Genomic DNA, 19167 nt, shown 5'->3' on the forward strand with positions numbered 1-19167 from the left:
GCTGAGACCATGACGTTCACCGCAGCCGTGTCCGGCGCCAGTGGCTATGCCGGGGGAGAGATCCTGCGCCTCCTCGCCAACCACCCCGACATCGAGGTCGGGGCGATCACGGCCCACAGCAACGCCGGCGCGCGCCTGGGCGACGTCCAGCCCCACCTGCACTCCCTCGCCGATCGGGTGCTGCAGGAGACGACCCCCGAGGTGCTCACCGGACACGATGTCGTCTTCCTCGCCCTGCCGCACGGCGCCAGCGCCGAGGTCGCGGCCCGGCTGCCGGCAAACACGCTCGTGATCGATGCCGGCGCCGACCACCGCCTGCAGGACCCCGCCGCGTGGACGAAGTTCTACGGCTCGGCCCACGCAGGCACCTGGCCCTACGGATTGCCCGAACTGCCCGGCCACCGGGCCGGCCTCGTCGGTGCCCGCCGGATCGCCGTCCCCGGCTGCTACCCCACGAGCGTCCTCCTCGCGCTCACCCCGGGCTTCGCCGCGGGACTCCTCGAGCCCGACGACGTCGTCGTCGTCTCCGCGTCCGGCACCTCCGGGGCGGGCAAGGCCGTCAAACCGAACCTCCTCGGCTCCGAGGTCATGGGCGGCATGAGCCCCTACGGCGTCGGCGGCGGGCACCGCCACACCCCCGAGATGGAGCAGGGCCTGAGCCGTGCGGCCGGCGAGCGTGTTTCCCTCTCCTTCACGCCCACGCTCGCGCCCATGGCCCGCGGGATCCTGACCACGGCGACCGCCCGTGTGACGTCCGGCGTCGGGTACGCGCAGCTGCGGCAGGCCTGGGAGGACGCCTATGCGGCCGAGCCTTTCGTGCGGCTGCTGCCCGAGGGCCAGTGGCCCACCACCAAGGCGGTCCTCGGCTCCAACTACGCGAACCTCCAGCTCGCCTTCGACGACCACGCGGGCCGCGTGATCGTCAGCTGCGTCATCGACAACCTCACCAAGGGGACCGCCGGCGGCGCCGTGCAGTCCATGAACATCGCCCTCGGACTCGACGAGACCGCGGGCCTGACCATCCAGGGGATCGCACCGTGAGCATCACGTATCCGGGCGGGTTCCGCGCTGCGGGCGTCCCCGCCGGCCTCAAGAGCACCGGCAAGCCCGACGTCGCCCTCGTGGCCAACGACGGACCGCTGCACAACGCGGCCGCCGTGTTCACCTCCAACCGGGTGGCGGCTGCACCCGTACTCTGGTCCCGGCAGGTCGTCTCGGACGGGCGCGTCGACGCCGTCGTCCTGAACTCCGGCGGCGCCAATGCCTGCACCGGTCCGGAGGGCTTCCAGAACACCCACCGGACCGCGGAGGTCACCGCCGAGCTCCTCGGAGTCTCCGCGACCGACGTCTTCGTCTGCTCCACCGGCCTGATCGGTGAACAACTTCCGATGGACCGGCTGCTCGCCGGGGTCACGGACGCGGCCGGATCTCTGGGCAGGGGCGGCGGGCCCACCGCCGCCGAGGCGATCATGACCACGGACACGGTGTCGAAGGAGGCCCGCTACCCGGCGACGGCCGACGCCGCGAGCGAGGGCTACGCGATCGGCGGGATGGCCAAGGGAGCCGGCATGCTCGCGCCGGGCCTGGCCACGATGCTGGTGGTCCTCACCACCGACGCCGCCCTCGACGCCGCGGCCCTCGACGCCGCCCTGCGGGAAGCGACCCGCGTGAGCTTCGACCGCACCGACGCCGACGGCTGCATGTCCACCAACGACACCGTGGTCCTCCTCGCCTCCGGGGCGGCCGGTGTCACACCGGATGCGGCGCAGTTCACCGCGGCCCTCACGCAGGTCTGCCTCGACCTCGCCGCGCAGCTCATCCACGACGCCGAGGGCGCGAGCCACACCATCGCCGTCACCACCATGAACGCCGCCTCCGAACGCGACGCCGAGGTGGTCAGCCGTGCCGTCGCCCGGTCCAACCTGTTCAAGACCGCCATCTTCGGCAACGACCCCAACTGGGGCCGCGTCCTCGCGGCCGTCGGCACCACGGACGCCGCCTTCGAACCGGACGAGCTGAACGTCTCGATGAACGGCGTGCAGATCTGCCGGAACGGCGGGATCGGGGATCCCCGCGACCTCGTGGACCTCACCGGCCGGGACGTGACCGTCGAGATCGACCTCGCCGCCGGGACGGCGAGCGCCACGATCTGGACCAACGACCTCACGCACGAGTACGTGCACGAGAACTCCGCCTACTCGAGCTGACGGGAGACCCCATGACGAGCAGCGACACGAACACCGGGACGGGCACCGCCACGAATCCGACGGCGACGCCGTCCGCCTCGACTCTGAAGGCCCAGGACAAGGCCGCCACGCTGGTAGAGGCGCTGCCGTGGATCCAGCGCTTCGCCGGCACCACGATGGTCATCAAGTACGGCGGCAACGCCATGGTGAACGAGGAGATGCGCCGGGCCTTCGCCGAGGACGTCGTCTTCCTGCACCACGTCGGCATCCGACCCGTCGTGGTGCATGGCGGCGGCCCCCAGATCAACGCGATGCTCCAGAAGCTGGGCATCGCGTCGGAGTTCAGGGGCGGCCTGCGCGTGACGACCCCCGAAGCCATGGACGTGGTCCGCATGGTCCTCACCGGCCAGGTGGGCCGTGAGCTCGTGGGCCTCATCAATTCCCACGGCCCCTACGCCGTCGGACTGTCGGGCGAGGACGGCGGGCTGCTCCGTGCGGTGCGCACCGGGACCGTCGTCGACGGCGAGACCGTGGACCTCGGGCTCGTCGGGGACGTGACCGCCGTGCATCCGGGTGCCATCCTCGACATCCTCCAGGCCGGGCGCATCCCCGTGATCTCCACCGTCGCCCCGGAGTACGACACCGACGGCGAGGCCGTGCAGCAGGTGCTCAATGTGAACGCCGACTCCGCCGCCGCGGCGCTGGCCGCCGCACTCGGGGCCTCGAAGCTCGTGATCCTCACCGACGTCGAGGGGCTCTACGCGGCCTGGCCGGACCGGAGCTCCCTCATCTCCTCCCTGACCGTCAGCGAGCTCCGCGAGCTCCTGCCCGGCCTCGAATCCGGGATGATCCCGAAGATGACGGCGTGCCTGCAGGCCGTCGAGGCCGGCGTGGAACGCGCCCATATCGTCGACGGACGGCTGGCCCACTCGATGCTGCTCGAGACGTTCACCACCGCGGGCATCGGCACGCAGGTGGTCCCCGACGAAGCCATCACGACACAGCCCACGACTCCGGGAGGGGCAGCATGAGCCACACGACCATGAACGAGACCGCGGACCTGCTCACGGGCGGGGCGTCCGGTGCGGACTGGCTCGCCCGTTACAGCTCCTCGCTGATGGGTGTCTTCGGGACGCCGCAGCGCGTGCTGGTGCGCGGGTCCGGCTGCTTCGTGTGGGATGCCGACGGCGGACAGTACCTCGACCTCCTCGGCGGTATCGCCGTCAACGCCCTCGGCCACGCGCACCCCTTCGTCACCTCCGTCGTCTCCAGCCAGCTGGCGACCCTCGGCCACATCTCCAACTTCTTCACGAGCCCCACCCAGGTGGCGCTCGCCGAGAAGCTCCTGCACCTCGCGGAGGCGCCCACCGGGTCCCGTGTGTTCTTCACCAACTCCGGCGCCGAAGCCCTCGAGGCCGCGGTGAAGCTCGCGCGCCGCAACAGCACCCCGCAACGGCAGCGCATCCTCGCCCTCGACGGCGCCTTCCACGGACGCACCATGGGGGCACTCGCCCTGACGTCCAAGAAGGCCTACCGCGAACCCTTCGAGCCCCTGCCCGGCGGCGTGGAGCACATCCCCTTCGACGACATCGAGGCCCTCCGGTCCGCGATGGACTCCTCCGTGGCAGCACTGGTCGTCGAACCCATCCAGGGCGAGGCCGGCGTCCGGCCGCTCTCTCCCGAGTACCTGCGCGCCGCACGGGAGCTGACCCGCGACCACGGGGCGCTGCTCATCCTCGACGAGGTCCAGTCCGGCGTCGGACGGACGGGCCGCTGGTTCGCCCACCAGTGGGTCGACGGCGTGGTCCCCGACGCCATGACGCTCGCCAAGGGCCTCGGCGGCGGATTCCCGATCGGCGCGCTCGTGACGTTCGGTGAGGACGTCTCCTCGCTGATCGGTGCGGGCCAGCACGGCACCACCTTCGGGGGGAATCCCGTGGCCACCGCGGCGGGTCTCGCCACGCTGCACGTCCTCGGGACGACGGGCGCCCTGCAGCACGCATCCGACGTCGGCACCCTCCTCGCCTCGCGGCTCGCAGCCACCGACGGGGTCACCGCGGTGCGCGGTCAGGGCCTGCTCATCGGGTTCGACGTCGACGGCGAGTACGCGCCGGCGGCAGTCCAGTCGGCGCTCACCGCAGGGTTCATCATCAACGCGACGGGGCCCTCGACCCTCCGGCTCGCGCCGCCGCTCATCCTCACCCCCGAGCAGGCGGCCACGTTCCTGGATACCCTGCCCGCCATCCTCACCACTGCCCGCACCGCCCACGCCGCTACCCGGGAGGCAACCCCATGACGCGCCACTTCCTCGTCGACACGGATCTCTCACCCGCCGAACAGGCCGAGGTCCTCGACCTCGCCGTCGAGCTCAAGGCGACGCCCTACGCCCATGCGCCGTTCGCGGGGGAGGGTGCGGGCCGCAGGACGGTCGCCGTGATCTTCGACAAGACCTCCACCCGCACCCGGGTGTCCTTCGCCGCCGGTGTCGCGGACCTCGGCGGGGTGCCGCTGATCATCGGCGCGGGGGACTCCCAGCTGGGACACAAGGAGTCGATCACCGACACCGCCAGGGTCCTCGACCGGATGGTCGCGACGATCGTATGGCGGACCTACGCCCAGGCCGGGCTCGAGGAGATGGCCGCGGCGTCCAGCGTCCCCGTCATCAACGCCCTCTCCGACGACTACCACCCGTGCCAGCTGCTCGCGGATCTCCTCACCATCCGCGAGCACAAGGGCACGCTCGCGGGGCTCACCATGACGTACCTGGGGGACGGCGCCAACAACATGGCCAACTCCTACCTCCTCGCCGGGGCCACCGCCGGCATGCACGTCCGGGTCGCCGGGCCCGAGGGCTACCTCCCCGACCCGGCGGTCGTGGCCGCCGCGGAAGGGCGGGCCGCCGAGACCGGCGGGTCCGTCCTCGTCACCACGGACGCGGCCGTCGCGCTCGCCGGGGCCGACGTCGTCGCCACCGACACCTGGGTGTCCATGGGCCAGGAGGACGAGAAGGCGGCACGGCAGGAGCTGTTCCGCTCCTACGCCGTCGACGCCGCAGCCATGGCGCAGGCCGCGCCGGACGCCGTCGTACTCCACTGCCTGCCCGCCTACCGCGGCTACGAGATCGCCGCCGACGTCATCGACGGCCCGCAGTCGCTCGTGTGGGACGAGGCAGAGAACCGGCTGCACGCCCAGAAGGCCCTCATGACGTGGCTCGTGCAGCAGTCCGCCCGGCCCGACGGGCAGGGAGACGGGTCATGACCGTGCAGCGCGATTCCGCCCGCCTCACCACGAAGACGGCCCGGCACGCCCTCATCACGGACCTCCTGACCGCGCGGTCCGTGCGCTCGCAGGTGGAGCTGGCCACCCTGCTCGCCGCCGACGGCGTCCAGGTCAATCAGGGGACGCTGTCGCGGGACCTCGTGGAGCTCGGCGTCGTCCGCGTCCGCGGAGCCGAGGGCGCGCTGATCTATGCGGTGCCCGTGGAGGGCGGCGGCAGGCACGCGCGCAGCGGTGTGTCCCAGGAGATCCTCGACGCCCGGCTCGCGAAGCTGTGCAACGAACTGCTGGTGACGGCGGAGGCCTCGGGGAACATCGTCATCCTGCGGACGCCGCCGGGCGCTGCGAACTTCCTCGCCCTGGCCATCGACCACTCGGTGATGCCGTCGATCCTCGGCACCATCGCCGGCGACGACACCGTGATGCTCGTCAGCCGCGACCCCGACGGCGGCGCGGCCGTCGCCGACCGCTTCCTCGGACTCGCGCAGGAACCGCAAGGTCCCGCCGAGCCGTCCTGACCCCGTCGCTGCGGCCGGCCCTGTGCCTGCCGCGGCATGACACCCTGAACATCTACACACCCACGGGCGCACCGCCCGGACAATCGAAGGAGCACCTCCCGTGACTGAACGCATCGTCCTCGCCTACTCCGGCGGACTCGACACCTCCGTGGCCATCGGCTGGATCGCCGAAGCCACCGGGGCCGAGGTGATCGCCGTGGCCGTCGACGTCGGACAGGGCGGCGAGTCCCTCGAGACCATCCGCCAGCGCGCGCTCGGCTGCGGCGCCGTCGAAGCCTACGTGGCCGACGCCCGCGAGGAGTTCGCGACCGACTACTGCATGCCCGCCCTGAAGACGAACGCGCTCTACATGGACGCCTACCCCCTCGTCTCCGCGCTGTCCCGTCCCGTGATCGTCAAGCACCTCGTCGCCGCCGCGCGTCAGTTCGGCGCCACGACCGTGTCCCACGGCTGCACGGGCAAGGGCAACGACCAGGTGCGCTTCGAGGTGGGCATCCAGACCCTCGGCCCGGACCTGAAGTGCATCGCCCCCGTCCGCGACCTCGCCCTCACGCGTGACAAGGCCATCGCCTTCGCCGAGGAGAAGGGCCTGCCGATCGAGACCACCAAGAAGAACCCGTTCTCCATCGACCAGAACGTCTGGGGCCGCGCCGTCGAGACCGGGTTCCTCGAGGACATCTGGAACGGCCCCACCAAGGACGTCTACGACTACACCGAGTCGCCCGAGTTCCCGCCCGCCGTCGACGAGGTGATCATCTCCTTCAAGGAGGGCATCCCCGTGGCGATCGACGGCAACACGGTCACGCCGCTGCAGGCCATCGAGGAGCTCAACCGCCGGGCCGGCGCCCAGGGGATCGGCCGCATCGACATCGTCGAGGACCGCCTCGTCGGCATCAAGAGCCGCGAGATCTACGAGGCCCCCGGCGCGATGGCCCTGATCGCCGCGCACCGCGAACTCGAGAACGTCACCATCGAGCGCGAGCAGGCCCGCTTCAAGAAGACCGTCGACCAGCGCTGGACCGAGCTGGTGTACGACGGCCAGTGGTTCTCGCCGCTGAAGCGCTCGCTGGACACGTTCGTGGACGACACGCAGAAGTACGTCACCGGCGACATCCGCATGAACCTCCATGGTGGCCGCGCGACCGTCACCGGCCGCCGTTCCGACGTCGCGCTCTACGACTTCAACCTCGCGACCTACGATTCCGGGGACACCTTCGACCAGTCGATGGCCCGCGGCTTCATCGAGATCTTCGGCCTGTCCTCCAAGGTGGCCTCGAGCCGGGACCAGCGGGCAGGCGCCTGATGGCTCCAGAGCATCAGGGGACCAACGAGGGCTCACTGTGGGGCGGCCGGTTCGCCGGCGGACCCGCGGACGCCCTCGCCGCACTCAGCAAGTCGACGCACTTCGACTGGCGGCTGGCGGTCTACGACATCGAGGGCTCCCGCGCCCACGCCCGTGTGCTCCACAGGGCGGGCCTGCTCGACGACGGCGAGCTCGCCGGGATGATCGATGCCCTCGACCGCCTCGACGCGGACGTGCGGTCCGGTGCCTACACACCGGCGCAGAGCGACGAGGACGTCCACGGGTCGCTCGAGCGTGGCCTCATCGAGCGTGCCGGACCGGCGCTCGGCGGCAAGCTGCGCGCGGGCCGGTCCCGCAACGACCAGGTGGCGACGCTCGGGCGCATGTACCTCCGGGACCACGCCCGGATCATCGCCCGAGGCGTCCTCGCGACGATCGGCGCCCTGGTGGACCAGGCCGAGGCACACCTCGAGGTGCCCATGCCGGGGCGCACGCACCTGCAGCACGCGCAGCCGGTGCTGCTCAGCCACCACCTGCTGGCCCACGCGTGGGCCCTGCTGCGGGACGTGCAGCGCCTGCAGGACTGGGATCGCCGCGCCGGGATCTCACCGTACGGATCGGGCGCCCTCGCCGGGTCCTCGCTGGGCCTGGACCCGGAGTCCGTCGCCGCGGACCTCGGTTTCTTCTCCGCGACGCACAACTCGATCGACGGGACGGCGTCGCGGGACGTCTACGCGGAGTTCGCCTGGGTCGCCGCGATGATCGGGGTGGATCTCTCCCGCGTGAGCGAGGAGATCATCATCTGGGCCACCAAGGAGTTCTCCTTCGTCACCCTCGACGACGCCTTCTCGACCGGCTCGTCGATCATGCCGCAGAAGAAGAACCCCGACGTCGCCGAGCTCGCCCGCGGCAAGGCCGGGCGTCTGATCGGTGACCTGACGGGGCTGCTCGCCACGCTCAAGGGACTGCCCCTGGCGTACAACCGCGATCTGCAGGAGGACAAGGAGCCGGTGTTCGACGCCGTCGACACCCTCGAGGTCCTGCTGCCCGCGGTCTCGGGCATGATCGCGACCCTCGTCTTCGACACGGAGCGCCTGGCCTCCCTCGCACCGCAGGGATTCGCCCTCGCGACCGACATCGCCGAGTGGCTCGTCCGGCAGGGGGTGCCCTTCCGCGAGGCGCACGAGCTCTCGGGTGCCGCCGTCCGCATCGCCGAGCAGCGCGGCGTGGAACTGTGGGACCTGACGGACGAGGAGTTCGCGGGGATCTCCGCGCACCTGACGGCCGCGGTCCGCGAGGTGCTCACGGTCGAAGGATCACTGGCCAGCCGCGACGCGCAGGGCGGTACGGCCCCGGCCGCCGTCCGCCGCCAGCTCACCGCGCTGCGCGCCGAGCTCGACGGCGTCGAGGCCTACGCCGCAGCCTGACGGTCGACTCCTGGTCATCGACAGCGGCGCGGCCCCCATCGGGGCCGCGCCGCTGTCGGTCATGCCGGTGGCGGCTCCTCCAGCCGCACCACGATCTTCCCCCCGCACATGGCGCCCGGTCAGGCGTTCGAGGGCGTCGGGCGCGCGCCCGGCTCCGCGCGGAGCAATCCGAGGCGATCATCGGACAGCTCAGTGCCTACAACCCGCACGCCGTCGTCTGCGTCGGAGTGCCCTTCGGTCGTACCCGGCCACAATGGATCCTCCCGCACGGTGGAATCATCCGCCTCGACGCAACCACCAGAACCGTGAGCGCCGACGACAGCTAGCCGCCCGCCAAGGTGGAAATCGTCGGATACCCGTTCTCAGGTGGTCAGGTCCTCCCAGACGAAGGTCGTCGTCTGCCCCGTCTCCCAGTCGCGGCGAAGAATGGCGTAGGCGACCGAGGCGACCGGCTCGCCGCCGTGCACGGGCCACCCTTCGCGGTAGTGGGCTTCCTTCAGCCAGCCGCACCGTATGAAGGTCCTGCGCATCGCGATGTTGTCCTCCCTCGTCTGCCCTTCGAATCGATGGGTGTTCGGCTGTGCCGTGAAGAGGTGATGCGTGGCCGCCTGCAGGACTTCCACGCCGAGGCCTCGTCCCCGGAACCGACCGTCGAGGCGCAGGTCGAACATCGGCGTGGGATCGCGGAAATCCTCGAAGCGAAGGAACCCGATGCGGCCGTGCCCGGTGTGGTGAATCCAGAAGGAGCCGTTGTCCTCGTCCCGGTACGCGCCCTTCGCGATAGCAGCTTCGACGGCTTTGCGCGCAGGCCGGGGGTTCGGGTGAAAGGGGAACTCGTTGCGCGTCATGAAATCGACCAGGGCGTCGTGATCGTCCTCGACCGGATCCAGGCGTACAAGATCGATGGGCATGGTGGTTCACCCTACTGGGTCCCCTGAAAGGGCTCGAAGATCCGGATGGCGACGAGTTCTGCATTCTGCTCGACGGCTTCGGCCAGGATCGACGGCCCGTAGGATGTGGGCCATGACATCCGATGACGAGAAGGACCCTCCCGTTCCCGCCCACCTCGAGGGCATCTCGCTGAAGCGGGTCCACGACGGTCAGGTCCTGGGAGAGCCCGACTCCGACGACACCACGTCCCCGCCGACGCAGGGTCAAACCAGCTAACCGTCCTCAGCCGGCAGGCCAGCCCTTGCCGGGACCGCTGCCGGCCCCGCTACGCCCGCCGCGAAGTGCTTTGACACCGTGCATCACCCGGCGGATCGTGTGAACATGCAGCCCACCGCCCCGCGCGCCACGCTTCGGGAATTCTTCCCCTACCTGCGGGGGCACGTGCGCGTCCTCGTCCTGGTCGCCGTCGTATCCCTGATCTCGACGGGCCTCTCGATCGCCCAGCCGCTCATGGTCCAGCAGCTCGTGAACGCCGTGTCCGCGAACCGCCCGGCCACCGTCTTCGTCTGGCTCCTCGTCGTCATCACCCTGGGTGGGGCGGTCTTCGGGGCGGCACAGTCCTACCTCCTCCAGCGGACCGCGGAATCCGTGGTCCTCGGGGTACGCCGGTCCCTGGTGGGGCAACTGCTCGCGCTGCCCGTGCGCGAGTTCGACCGCCGACGCGTCGGCGACCTCATGTCGAGGGTCGGGTCCGACACCACCCTCATGCGCAGCGTGATCACCTCCGGCCTGTTCGAGATCGTCTCGTCCGTCCTCATGTTCTGCGCGGCCGTCGTCCTCATGGTCCTCATCGACCCCCTGCTGTTCGGCATCACGCTGACCGCCGTCCTGACGGGCGCGGGCGGCGTCGTGTTCCTCGGACGCCTCATCCGCAAGCGCAGCCGCGACGTCCAGGACGCCGTGGGCTCCATGACCGCCGCGGTCGAGCGGGGCCTGTCCGGGATCCGCACCATCAAGGCGTCCGTCGCCGAGGAGCGCGAGGCCGCGGTGATCGACGTCGAGGCGACCACGGCCTACAACGCCGGCGTCGCCATGGCCCGCCTGCAGGCAGCCGTCCAGCCCATCATGTCGATCTGCATCCAGGGCGCGTTCATCGTGGTCCTGACCGTCGGCGGGATCCGCGTGGCCGCGGGCGAACTGCTGCTCGGCGACCTGATCGCCTTCATCCTGTACCTGTTCCTGCTCGTGATGCCCATCGGATCCGCCATGAGCGCGTTCGTGCAGATCCAGTCCGGCCTCGCGGCCCTGGACCGTATCCAGGAGATCGCCCGGCTGGAGCCGGAGCGGGCGGACGAGGAGCGCCCCGCACGGACCGCATCCGGAGCCACGGTGCCGTCCCAGGGCGCGCCGCCCCTCCACGGCAGCAGCATCGAACTCCGCGACGTCAGCTTCCGCTACGGCGACGACCGCGGCGAGGACGGCGCGGGCGCTACGGGCGTCGCGGACGGGCCACCGACGTCGGCCGGTGAACCGGGGACCCCGGTGTCACCGGTGTCGCCGGTAGCGGCGGGCACCGCCGGACAGCCGGTCCTCGACGGGGTCAGCTTCACCGTCCCCGCGGGCAGCAGGACGGCCCTCGTGGGTCCCTCGGGCGCCGGCAAGTCCACGGTGCTGGCCCTGCTGGAACGGTTCTACGAACCGACGGCGGGCAGCATCCTGGTCGACGGCGTCGCCCTGCCCGGGATCCCGCGCTCGGAGTTGCGCTCGCGCATCGGCCTGGTGGAGCAGGAGGCCCCCGTCCTCAGCGGGACCCTGGCGGACAACCTCCGGCTGGCCGCCCCGGACGCCACCGACGACCAGCTCCGCCGCGTCCTCGCGGCGGTCGGCCTCGACGCGCTGGGGGACCGCTCGGACGACGGCCTGGACCTCAACCTGGGGGAGGACGGGATCCGGCTCTCGGGCGGCCAGCGGCAGCGTCTGGCGTGGGCCCGCGTGATCCTCGCCGACCGTCCCGTCCTGCTGATGGACGAGCCGACGTCGGCCGTCGATTCGCGGACCGAGCAACTGCTCCAGCAGACGCTGGGGGAGGCCTCGCGGGACCGCACCGTCGTCGTCGTCGCCCACCGCCTGTCCACCGTGGCGGACTTCGACCAGATCGTGGTGCTCGACCAGGGGCGGGTCGCCGCGGTCGGCACCCATGACGAGCTCCTCGAGAGCAGCGACCTCTATCGCGACATGGCGGCCCGGCAGCGGCTGGTCGCCCACGCCTGAGCCGGTCAGGCCACCGACGTGCGGCCGGCCTCCCGGTCGAGGAGCCGCTGCTTGACCGGCAGGCCCCAGCGGAAGCCGCCCAGTGATCCGTCGGTCCTGATCACCCTGTGGCAGGGTACGAAGAGCGCTGCGGCGTTCTTCGCACATGCTCCCGCCGCCGCGCGGACCGCGGCCGGGTTGCCCGCCCGGGCGGCGTACTCGAGATAGGTGACCGGAGCGCCCGGGGCGATCGTGCGCAGGACGTCCCAGGCGTGGGCGCGGAACGGTCCGGAGGCCTGGCGCACCCGCACCGCCGTGATGGCGTCGACGTAGCCGTCGTAATAGCGGGCCACGGCGTCGAGGACGGGCCGCATGGCGGACGCCGCAGGGTCGAAGCGGGCGGTCATGAGGCTCGGGTGGATCTGTCCGGTCAGCTCCTCACGGAGGGAGGTCCACCCGGACGAGAGCACCGCGCCCTCGGCCTCGATGACGGTGAAGGGGCCGTCGGGCGTGTCGATGGTCTCGGTCGTGGTGCCCCGGAGGACGGCGGGTGGGGCGAGGGTCGCGCTCATGGAAGGGGTGTCCGTTCGGTCGGTCGGGCGGGGAGACGGGGGGAGGTGGTCAGGCGGCGTCATCGACGGATCCTCCGGCTACGCCGGGGGGCGGCGCGGCGGTCCGCCACAGGTGCAGGGTGGCGTACGAGCGCCAGGGCCGGACGCCGGCCATCGCGGCATCGAGCGACACGGCGGAAGCGATGGTCGGATCCCGCGACAGCCGGGCCCAGCCCGCCCGGACGGCGGCATCGCCCGGGAGGTGGATGTCGGGGTGGCCGAGCACGCGCATGACGACGTAGTCCGCTGTCCAGGGTCCCACGCCGTCCAGCTGCAGCAGGTCCCCGCGCAGCTCGGCGGGGTCGGAGCCGATCCCGATCGCGAAGGACCCGGAGGCGAGCTTCCCGGCCGCCGCGCGCAGCGCAGCGTCACGGCGGCGCGGTCCGCGCAGGAGGGTCCCGGGTGCCGTGGCGAGGTCCTCGGCGGAGGGGAAGAACCGGTCCAGCCCGGTGCCCGGCACATGGACCGCCGGCCCCGCTGCAGCGAGCCGGCCGAGGGCCATCGTCGCCGCGGCCACCGTGCCCTGTTGGCCCGCGATCGCGCGGATCAGGGTCTCGTGGGGATCCAGCGACCCCGGAAGGCGCAGCCCCGGCGCATCCGCTACCAGTGCCGCGAAGCCGGCGTCACGCGACAGCGCGGAGTCGACGGCCACGGGGTCGGCGTCGAGGTCGAAGAGCCGACGGATGCGGCTGAGCAGCGGCTGGAGGTCCGCCAGCCCCGCCACCGAGACCGTGACGGGCAGGGCGGCCCGCCCGTCCCCCTGCGGCTCGACCGCCTCCGCCCTGAACCAGGCGGGCCCGGCCGGCAGGCGGAGCAGGCGCTCGTAGCTCGTCGTCGTGCCGATCTCCACACCGGCGACGGCGCGGGCGGCGAGGAAGCGGAAGATGGCGTTGTCGTACGGCGGCCGCGCGGGCAGGGACAGGGAGAGCCGGAGCGGCCCACCGGGCTCCGCGGTGGGCGAGCCGTCCGTCCCGGTCCGCTGCCGCGACGCCTCCCGCAGCCGGCCCGGGGTGAGGTCGAAGACCTGCTGGACGGTGTCGTTGAACTGGCGGATGCTCCCGAAGCCGGCGGCGAACGCGATGTCCGCGAAGCGCAGCGTCGTGGCGGTGAGGAGGGTCCGCGCCGTCTGGGCACGGTGCGCGCGGGCCAGCGCGAGCGCCCCGGCGCCGAGTTCCTCCCTGAGGATGCGGTTGAGCTGTCGGGGGGAGTAGCCGAGCCGCGCCGCCAGGCCGGGAACGCCGGCGCGGTCCACTTCGCCGTCGGCGATGAGCCGCATGGCGCGGGCCGCCGCGTCGCTCCGCAGATGCCATTCGGGGTCCCCCGGAACGGCCTCCGGCAGGCACCGCTTGCACGCGCGGTACCCGGCCTCGTGCGCAGCCGCCGAGGTGCGGAAGAAGGTGACGTTGGCGGGCTTCGGAGTCCGGGCGGGGCAGGAGGGCCGGCAATAGATGCCCGTGCTGGAGACAGCGGTGATGAACTGCCCGTCGAAGCGGGCGTCCCGGGCGTCGATCGCCCGGTACTGCTGCCAGAAGTCCATGCCGTCATCATGCCACCCGGCCGGGCACCCTACTAGCGGGATTCGGACATGACGGTCCGAGCAGTGGGGGAGTGCTTTGCTACGGTCGATGCGTGATCGATGAGAGCAGGACGGCCCCGGACCTCCGCGCACGGCTGGGTGGCAGCGCCCTGGAGGTCGCGCCCTCGCTCCTCGGCGCGCACCTCACCCACAGCAGCGACGACGGCGACGTCACCGTCCGCATCACGGAGGTCGAGGCCTACCTCGGCCCGGACGATCCGGGCTCGCATGCGTTCCGTGGCAGGACCCCGCGGAACGCCACCATGTTCGGACCCGCCGGGCACCTCTACGTCTACTTCACCTACGGCATGCACTACTGCGCCAACATCGTCTGCGGAAACGAGGGGTGGGCCACAGGCCTCCTGCTGCGGGCGGGGGAGATCGTGGACGGCACGGGCCTCGCGCGTGATCGGCGCTCCCAGCCGGCGACCGACCTCGACCTCGCCCGGGGGCCCGCACGCCTCGCACAGGCGCTCGGCCTCGACCGCCGGAACGACGGCGCCGACGTGCTCGCGCACCCGTTCCGCCTGGTCCTGCCGGAGGCGCCCGCGGCGGCGGTCCTCACCGGACCGCGCGTGGGCGTCAGCGGTGTCGCAGGGACGGCGGAGTATCCGTGGCGCTTCTGGCTGCCGGAGGAGCCCACCGTCTCCCGCTACCGTCCGGGGAAGCCCCCGGCAGCCCGTAAGGTTGATCCGTGATTATCAGCGACATGGATCTCGGCCCGGCGACGGTACCCAGCGCGTCCGGACTGGCCGCGCAGGCCCGGGAGGCCGTCGACCGCCTGTGTGCCGTGGTTCCCGACTTCCCGTCGCCCGGGATCATGTTCAGGGACCTCACGCCGGTGTTCTCCGACGCTGACGGTTTCCGGGCGGTCGTCGACGCGCTCGCCGAAGCCTTCGCGGGCCAGTTCGACGCCGTCGCCGGGGTTGAGGCCCGCGGCTTCCTCCTCGCCGCCGCCGTCGGCTACGCGACCGGCACCGGCGTCGTCACCGTCCGCAAGGCGGGCAAACTGCCCCGCGCCGTGTACCGGGAGTCCTACGACCTCGAATACGGTCAGGCGTCCCTCGAGATCCACCAGTCGGACCTGCCCGCCGGGACGCGCGTGCTCCTGCTCGACGACGTCCTCGCCACGGGGGGAACGCTCGTCGCCGCGGGAGCGTTGCTCGAACAGGCCGGCGCCGTCGTCGTCGGGTGCGGCGTGGTCCTGGAACTCGCGGACCTCCCCGGACGCGATGCCCTGGCGGGCCGACGGGTGCATGCGATCGAAACCGTGTAGCGTCCACCACGCTAGAATTGACGGTCTGCCTTTGATGGAAGGAAATGTCCGATGCACGAGACGTCCCAGGCCAAGGCCGAGCTGGAGCACGAGCGCGGCTACGTCGATGGTCTGTACCACCGTCTCGATGAACTGCGTGCGGAGAAGGCGCTGCAGCTCGCCGAGGTCCGACGCACGCAGGCGGCCGGATCCCACCAGAACAGGTCGGAGCGGGACGCCTTCGCGACGATGTACGAGGACCGCCTCGCGCAGCTCAACGCCGTCGACGACCGCCTCGTGTTCGGTCGCCTCGACCTGGACGACGGCGAGAAGCGCTACATCGGGCGCATCGGCCTGTCCGACGAGGACCTCCGGCAGCTCATGGTCGACTGGCGGGCCCCCGAAGCCGGCACGTTCTACCAGGCGACGGCCTTCGAGCGCATGGGCGTCCGCCGCCGCCGCCACCTGATCCTCGCGCGACGCGACGTCGTCGCCATCGAGGACGACGTCCTGGACGCGGACCTCCTCGGCGACGACGACTCGCTGCAGGGCGAGGGTGCCCTGCTCGCGGCACTCAACACGCGGCGCACCGGCCAGATGTCAGACATCGTGGGCACCATCCAGGCGGAGCAGGACCGCATCATCCGGGCGCCGCTGCCCGGGGTGACCGTGGTCCAGGGCGGCCCGGGCACCGGCAAGACGGCGGTCGCGCTCCACCGCGCCGCCTACCTCCTCTACACGCACCGCGACCGGCTGAAGTCCGCCGGCGTACTGCTCGTGGGTCCCACCGACGCCTTCATGAAGTACATCGAGCGCGTCCTGCCGTCCCTCGGCGAGACAGGCGTCGTCATGGCGGGGATCGGCACACTGATGCCCGGTGTCACCACCGTGCTGGAGACGGACGAGACCGCGGCGGCCCTCAAGGGCCGGCTGGAGATGGCCGAGGTCATCCGCACTGCCGTTGCGAACCGGGAGCGCGTGCCGTCGGAGAACAAGCGCCTCAATGTCGAGGGGACCATGCTGACCCTCACCCCCCGTCAGGTCTCCCGTGCGCGTGAGCGTGCCCGGGCCACCGGCAAGCCCCACAACGAAGCACGGGTCACCTTCGTCAAGATCCTCCTCCGCGAGCTCACCGAGCAGCTGCTGGACAAGCTGGAGGAGTCCTCGGGCGGCGGTAACAACGCCGACCGCTCGTACCTCGCCGAGGACGTCCGCAGCTCCCGCGACGTGCGGATCGCCCTCAACCTCGCGTGGATGCCGCTCACACCGCAGAAGCTGGTGTCCGAGTTGTTCGCACGCCCGGAGCTGCTGCGTGCGGCGGCCCCCCACCTGGACGAGGACGAACTGGCGGTCCTCGCCCGGCCCGCCGACGCCCCCTGGACCGAGGCGGATGTGCCCCTGCTCGACGAGGCCGCCGAGCTGCTCGGCGACCTCGACCCGTCGGCCGGACGCGACACCGCCGCCCGCGAGCAGGAGCAGAAGCGCGACCTCGCCAACGCGGAGCGGGCCCTGGAGAACGTCAACGCCTCCCTGGAGGACTCCGGGGTGGACGGGGTGCTGACCGCCGAGGATCTCGCGCAGCACAACGCGGTGACCGCCACCCGGCTCTCGGCCGCGGAGCGAGCTTCCGGCGACCGCACCTGGGCGTACGGGCACATCGTGGTCGACGAGGCCCAGGAACTCTCCCCGATGCAATGGCGTCTGCTGATGCGGCGCTGCCCGCTGAAGTCCTTCACCATCGTCGGGGACATCGCGCAGACCAGCTCGGCCGCCGGCTCGAGGTCCTGGCAGCAGGCCCTCGAGCCCTTCGTGCGGGACCGCTGGCAGCTCGAGGAGCTGACGGTCAACTACCGCACCCCCGCACAGATCGCCGAGGCCGCGGTGCGCATGGCGAACGCCGCGGGGCTCGTCGTGTCCGCCCCGAAAGCGGTGCGGGAGGGACGGTTCCCCCCGATCCTGGATACGGTGGACGACGCCGTGACCGCCCTGGTGCAGGCCATGCCCGAGGAACTGACGGCCATCGACGGCGGCCTGCTCGCCGTCATCGCGCCCGACCACCTGCTGCCCGCCGTCCGGAAGGCCCTGGCACCCGCATACGGGGACCGCGTGGGCTCCGGCGCGGGCGGGCCGGGCCAGGACATCGTGGTGATCAGCCCGCGCGAGTCGAAGGGCCTGGAATTCGACGGCGTCGTGATCCTCGAGCCGCAGGAGATGCTCGACTCCGCGACGGCCAGGGTCGGTGACCTCTACGTGGCGATGACCCGCCCCACGCAGCGCCTCCGCGTCATCTCGGGAGGCCGGATTCCTGCTGGTATCGCCGACTGATAATTTGGACTCGTGTCCCAGCAAACAGATATCCCGGTCAGTGGCCTCGCAGGCCAGCGCAACGATCCGTCCTTCGACGGCGTCTACGACGAGCTGGTGTGGCGTGGTCTGATCCATGTCTCCACCGATGAAGGGGAGCTGAAGGAGCTGCTGGGCGGCCCGTCGATCACCTTCTACTGCGGGTTCGACCCCACGGCTCCGAGCCTCCACCTCGGCAACCTGGTGCAGCTGCTGACGATGCGCCGCCTGCAGCTCGCCGGCCACCGTCCGCTCGGCCTGGTGGGCGGGTCCACCGGCCTCGTCGGCGACCCGCGGCCGACGGCGGAGCGCACCATGAACACGAAGGAGACCGTCGCCGAGTGGGTCGGCTCCCTCGAAGCCCAGGTGCGCCGCTTCCTCGACTTCGAGGGACCCAGCCCGGCGCGGGTCGTGAACAACCTCGACTGGACCGGCCCGATGAGCGTCATCGACTTCCTGCGCGACGTCGGGAAGTACTTCCGCGTGGGCACCATGATCAAGAAGGAGACCGTCGCCAAGCGGCTCAACTCCGACGAGGGCATCAGCTACGCCGAGTTCAGCTACCAGATCCTGCAGGGGATGGACTTCCTGCAGCTGTTCCGCGACTACGACTGCGTGCTGCAGACCGGTGGGTCCGACCAGTGGGGCAACCTCACCAGCGGCACCGACCTGGTCCGCAAGGTCGAGGGCAAGAGTGTGCACGCCATCGGTACGCCCCTGATCACCAATTCGGACGGCACGAAGTTCGGCAAGAGTGAGGGCAACGCCATCTGGCTCGACGCCGCCATGACCAGCCCCTACGCGATGTTCCAGTTCTGGCTGAACACCTCCGACGCCGACGTGGCGGAGCGCCTGCGCATCTTCACCTTCCGCGGCCGCGCCGACATCGAGGCACTCGAGCAGGCGACAGCCGAGCGACCTCATGAGCGGGCGGCGCAGCGTGCACTCGCGTACGACGTCACTGCCCTGGTGCACGGCGTCGACGCGACCGAGAAGGTCATCGCAGCGTCCGCAGCCCTCTTCGGCCAGGGCGACCTCGGGTCCCTCGACCTCGCGACACTCGAGGCGGCGACGTCAGAACTCAAATCCGTCGCGGTGTCCCGGGACGGACTGGGGATCATCGAGCTGCTGGTGACGTCAGGGCTGTCCGCCAGCAATTCCGCGGCCCGCCGAACCATCGGGGAGGGTGGTGCCTACGTGAACAACACGAAGATCACCGACGCCGACCACATCGTCGGCGCGGACGATCTGCTGCACGGCCGCTACCTCCTCGTGCGCCGCGGCAAGCGCAACCTGGCCATGGTCGATGTGACCTGACCCCACGCGCCTCCGACCGAAGAGCCGGCACACCCCGCGGGGGTGTGCCGGCTCTTCCCATGACCGGGTGCCGCGACCCGCAGGTGGACACCAGGTGGATTTGGCGCGGGGGCGGAGCGGCCGTATAGTTATGGAGTTGCCCCGGTGTGGGTGACCATCCCCTTCAAATTCGTGTGGTTGGTTCGTGCGCTGTGAGGCGTGGTCGAATTCGACT

General features: G+C 71.3%; 17 protein-coding genes. 14 read left to right on the forward strand and 3 right to left on the reverse strand.

The genetic code is table 11. From position 1 onward, the window contains the following. Positions 1-9 precede the first annotated feature (9 nt). From argC to argH, 8 genes are all read left to right on the forward strand, one after another. Positions 10-1041, forward strand: coding sequence for an N-acetyl-gamma-glutamyl-phosphate reductase (argC, locus tag RY94_RS16405; RefSeq protein ID WP_043447597.1), 1032 nt, complete (start codon positions 10-12; stop codon positions 1039-1041). Further along, on the forward strand, positions 1038-2207 hold the full coding sequence (gene argJ / locus RY94_RS16410; RefSeq protein WP_043447599.1) for a bifunctional glutamate N-acetyltransferase/amino-acid acetyltransferase ArgJ: 1170 nt from the start codon (positions 1038-1040) through the stop codon (positions 2205-2207). The genes argC and argJ overlap by 4 nt, the downstream gene beginning before the upstream one ends. Positions 2208-2218: 11 nt before the next feature. After that, complete coding sequence (argB, locus tag RY94_RS16415; RefSeq protein ID WP_082046461.1) at positions 2219-3217, forward strand: acetylglutamate kinase; 999 nt, start codon at positions 2219-2221, stop codon at positions 3215-3217. Beyond that, the gene (locus tag RY94_RS16420) at positions 3214-4482 is read left to right on the forward strand and encodes an acetylornithine transaminase (RefSeq protein WP_052274508.1); all 1269 of its coding nucleotides are present in this window, start codon (positions 3214-3216) and stop codon (positions 4480-4482) included. Before argB ends, RY94_RS16420 begins: the two co-directional genes overlap by 4 nt. After that, on the forward strand, positions 4479-5444 hold the full coding sequence (gene argF, locus RY94_RS16425; RefSeq protein WP_043447601.1) for an ornithine carbamoyltransferase: 966 nt from the start codon (positions 4479-4481) through the stop codon (positions 5442-5444). The genes RY94_RS16420 and argF overlap by 4 nt, the downstream gene beginning before the upstream one ends. Beyond that, the gene (locus tag RY94_RS16430; RefSeq protein ID WP_043447603.1) at positions 5441-5980 is read left to right on the forward strand and encodes an arginine repressor; all 540 of its coding nucleotides are present in this window, start codon (positions 5441-5443) and stop codon (positions 5978-5980) included. Before argF ends, RY94_RS16430 begins: the two co-directional genes overlap by 4 nt. A gap of 100 nt (positions 5981-6080) precedes the next feature. Next, positions 6081-7283, forward strand: coding sequence for an argininosuccinate synthase (locus tag RY94_RS16435; protein ID WP_043447605.1), 1203 nt, complete (start codon positions 6081-6083; stop codon positions 7281-7283). Beyond that, complete coding sequence (gene argH / locus RY94_RS16440; RefSeq protein WP_043447607.1) at positions 7283-8710, forward strand: argininosuccinate lyase; 1428 nt, start codon at positions 7283-7285, stop codon at positions 8708-8710. Before RY94_RS16435 ends, argH begins: the two co-directional genes overlap by 1 nt. Before the next feature lie 362 nt (positions 8711-9072). Here argH and RY94_RS16445 read toward each other — a convergent pair whose 3' ends face one another. Continuing rightward, positions 9073-9621 (reverse strand): GNAT family N-acetyltransferase, encoded by a 549-nt coding sequence (locus RY94_RS16445; RefSeq protein ID WP_043447610.1) that lies wholly within the window; start codon positions 9619-9621, stop codon positions 9073-9075. Between the two features lie 112 nt (positions 9622-9733). On the opposite strand from RY94_RS16445, the gene RY94_RS18030 reads away from it, so the two are divergent. Beyond that, a complete protein-coding gene (locus RY94_RS18030; protein ID WP_156135219.1) occupies positions 9734-9877 on the forward strand; it encodes a hypothetical protein in 144 nt (47 codons plus the stop codon). A gap of 105 nt (positions 9878-9982) precedes the next feature. After that, positions 9983-11872, forward strand: a complete 1890-nt coding sequence (locus RY94_RS16450; protein WP_052274529.1) for an ABC transporter ATP-binding protein — start codon at positions 9983-9985, stop codon at positions 11870-11872. A gap of 5 nt (positions 11873-11877) precedes the next feature. Here the strand turns inward: RY94_RS16450 and RY94_RS16455 are convergent, their stop codons facing one another. Beyond that, positions 11878-12423 carry a methylated-DNA--[protein]-cysteine S-methyltransferase gene (locus RY94_RS16455; RefSeq protein WP_052274509.1) on the reverse strand — a complete coding sequence of 182 codons (546 nt, stop codon included), beginning with the start codon at positions 12421-12423 and terminating at the stop codon, positions 11878-11880. Between the two features lie 49 nt (positions 12424-12472). Continuing rightward, positions 12473-13999, reverse strand: coding sequence for an AlkA N-terminal domain-containing protein (locus tag RY94_RS16460; RefSeq protein WP_052274510.1), 1527 nt, complete (start codon positions 13997-13999; stop codon positions 12473-12475). A 95-nt stretch (positions 14000-14094) separates the two neighbouring features. On the opposite strand from RY94_RS16460, the gene RY94_RS16465 reads away from it, so the two are divergent. From RY94_RS16465 to tyrS, 4 genes are read left to right on the forward strand one after another with little or no spacing between them, the layout of a single operon-like run. Further along, on the forward strand, positions 14095-14736 hold the full coding sequence (locus RY94_RS16465; protein WP_043447831.1) for a DNA-3-methyladenine glycosylase: 642 nt from the start codon (positions 14095-14097) through the stop codon (positions 14734-14736). An 11-nt stretch (positions 14737-14747) separates the two neighbouring features. Continuing rightward, entirely contained in the window at positions 14748-15314 is a 567-nt protein-coding gene (locus RY94_RS16470; protein WP_052274511.1) for an adenine phosphoribosyltransferase, read from the forward strand. A 51-nt stretch (positions 15315-15365) separates the two neighbouring features. Continuing rightward, positions 15366-17618, forward strand: a complete 2253-nt coding sequence (locus tag RY94_RS16475; RefSeq protein WP_043447615.1) for a HelD family protein — start codon at positions 15366-15368, stop codon at positions 17616-17618. Positions 17619-17630: 12 nt separating this feature from the next. Further along, the gene (tyrS, locus tag RY94_RS16480) at positions 17631-18953 is read left to right on the forward strand and encodes a tyrosine--tRNA ligase (RefSeq protein WP_442853463.1); all 1323 of its coding nucleotides are present in this window, start codon (positions 17631-17633) and stop codon (positions 18951-18953) included. Positions 18954-19167 lie beyond the last annotated feature (214 nt).

Source organism: Arthrobacter sp. L77, assembly GCF_000816565.1.
Lineage (GTDB): Bacteria > Actinomycetota > Actinomycetes > Actinomycetales > Micrococcaceae > Arthrobacter_D > Arthrobacter_D antioxidans.

What these genes read in the sequence shown, in the direction of transcription:
- argC (WP_043447597.1), top strand. Translation starts at nt 10, where the DNA reads ATGACGTTCACCGCAGCCGTGTCCGGCGCCAGTGGCTATGCCGGGGGA.
- argB (WP_082046461.1), top strand. Translation starts at nt 2,219, where the DNA reads ATGACGAGCAGCGACACGAACACCGGGACGGGCACCGCCACGAATCCG.
- RY94_RS16420 (WP_052274508.1), top strand. Translation starts at nt 3,214, where the DNA reads ATGAGCCACACGACCATGAACGAGACCGCGGACCTGCTCACGGGCGGG.
- argF (WP_043447601.1), top strand. Translation starts at nt 4,479, where the DNA reads ATGACGCGCCACTTCCTCGTCGACACGGATCTCTCACCCGCCGAACAG.
- RY94_RS16430 (WP_043447603.1), top strand. Translation starts at nt 5,441, where the DNA reads ATGACCGTGCAGCGCGATTCCGCCCGCCTCACCACGAAGACGGCCCGG.
- argH (WP_043447607.1), top strand. Translation starts at nt 7,283, where the DNA reads ATGGCTCCAGAGCATCAGGGGACCAACGAGGGCTCACTGTGGGGCGGC.
- RY94_RS16445 (WP_043447610.1), bottom strand. Translation starts at nt 9,621, where the DNA reads ATGCCCATCGATCTTGTACGCCTGGATCCGGTCGAGGACGATCACGAC.
- RY94_RS18030 (WP_156135219.1), top strand. Translation starts at nt 9,734, where the DNA reads ATGACATCCGATGACGAGAAGGACCCTCCCGTTCCCGCCCACCTCGAG.
- RY94_RS16450 (WP_052274529.1), top strand. Translation starts at nt 9,983, where the DNA reads ATGCAGCCCACCGCCCCGCGCGCCACGCTTCGGGAATTCTTCCCCTAC.
- RY94_RS16455 (WP_052274509.1), bottom strand. Translation starts at nt 12,423, where the DNA reads ATGAGCGCGACCCTCGCCCCACCCGCCGTCCTCCGGGGCACCACGACC.
- RY94_RS16460 (WP_052274510.1), bottom strand. Translation starts at nt 13,999, where the DNA reads ATGGACTTCTGGCAGCAGTACCGGGCGATCGACGCCCGGGACGCCCGC.
- RY94_RS16470 (WP_052274511.1), top strand. Translation starts at nt 14,748, where the DNA reads ATGGATCTCGGCCCGGCGACGGTACCCAGCGCGTCCGGACTGGCCGCG.
- RY94_RS16475 (WP_043447615.1), top strand. Translation starts at nt 15,366, where the DNA reads ATGCACGAGACGTCCCAGGCCAAGGCCGAGCTGGAGCACGAGCGCGGC.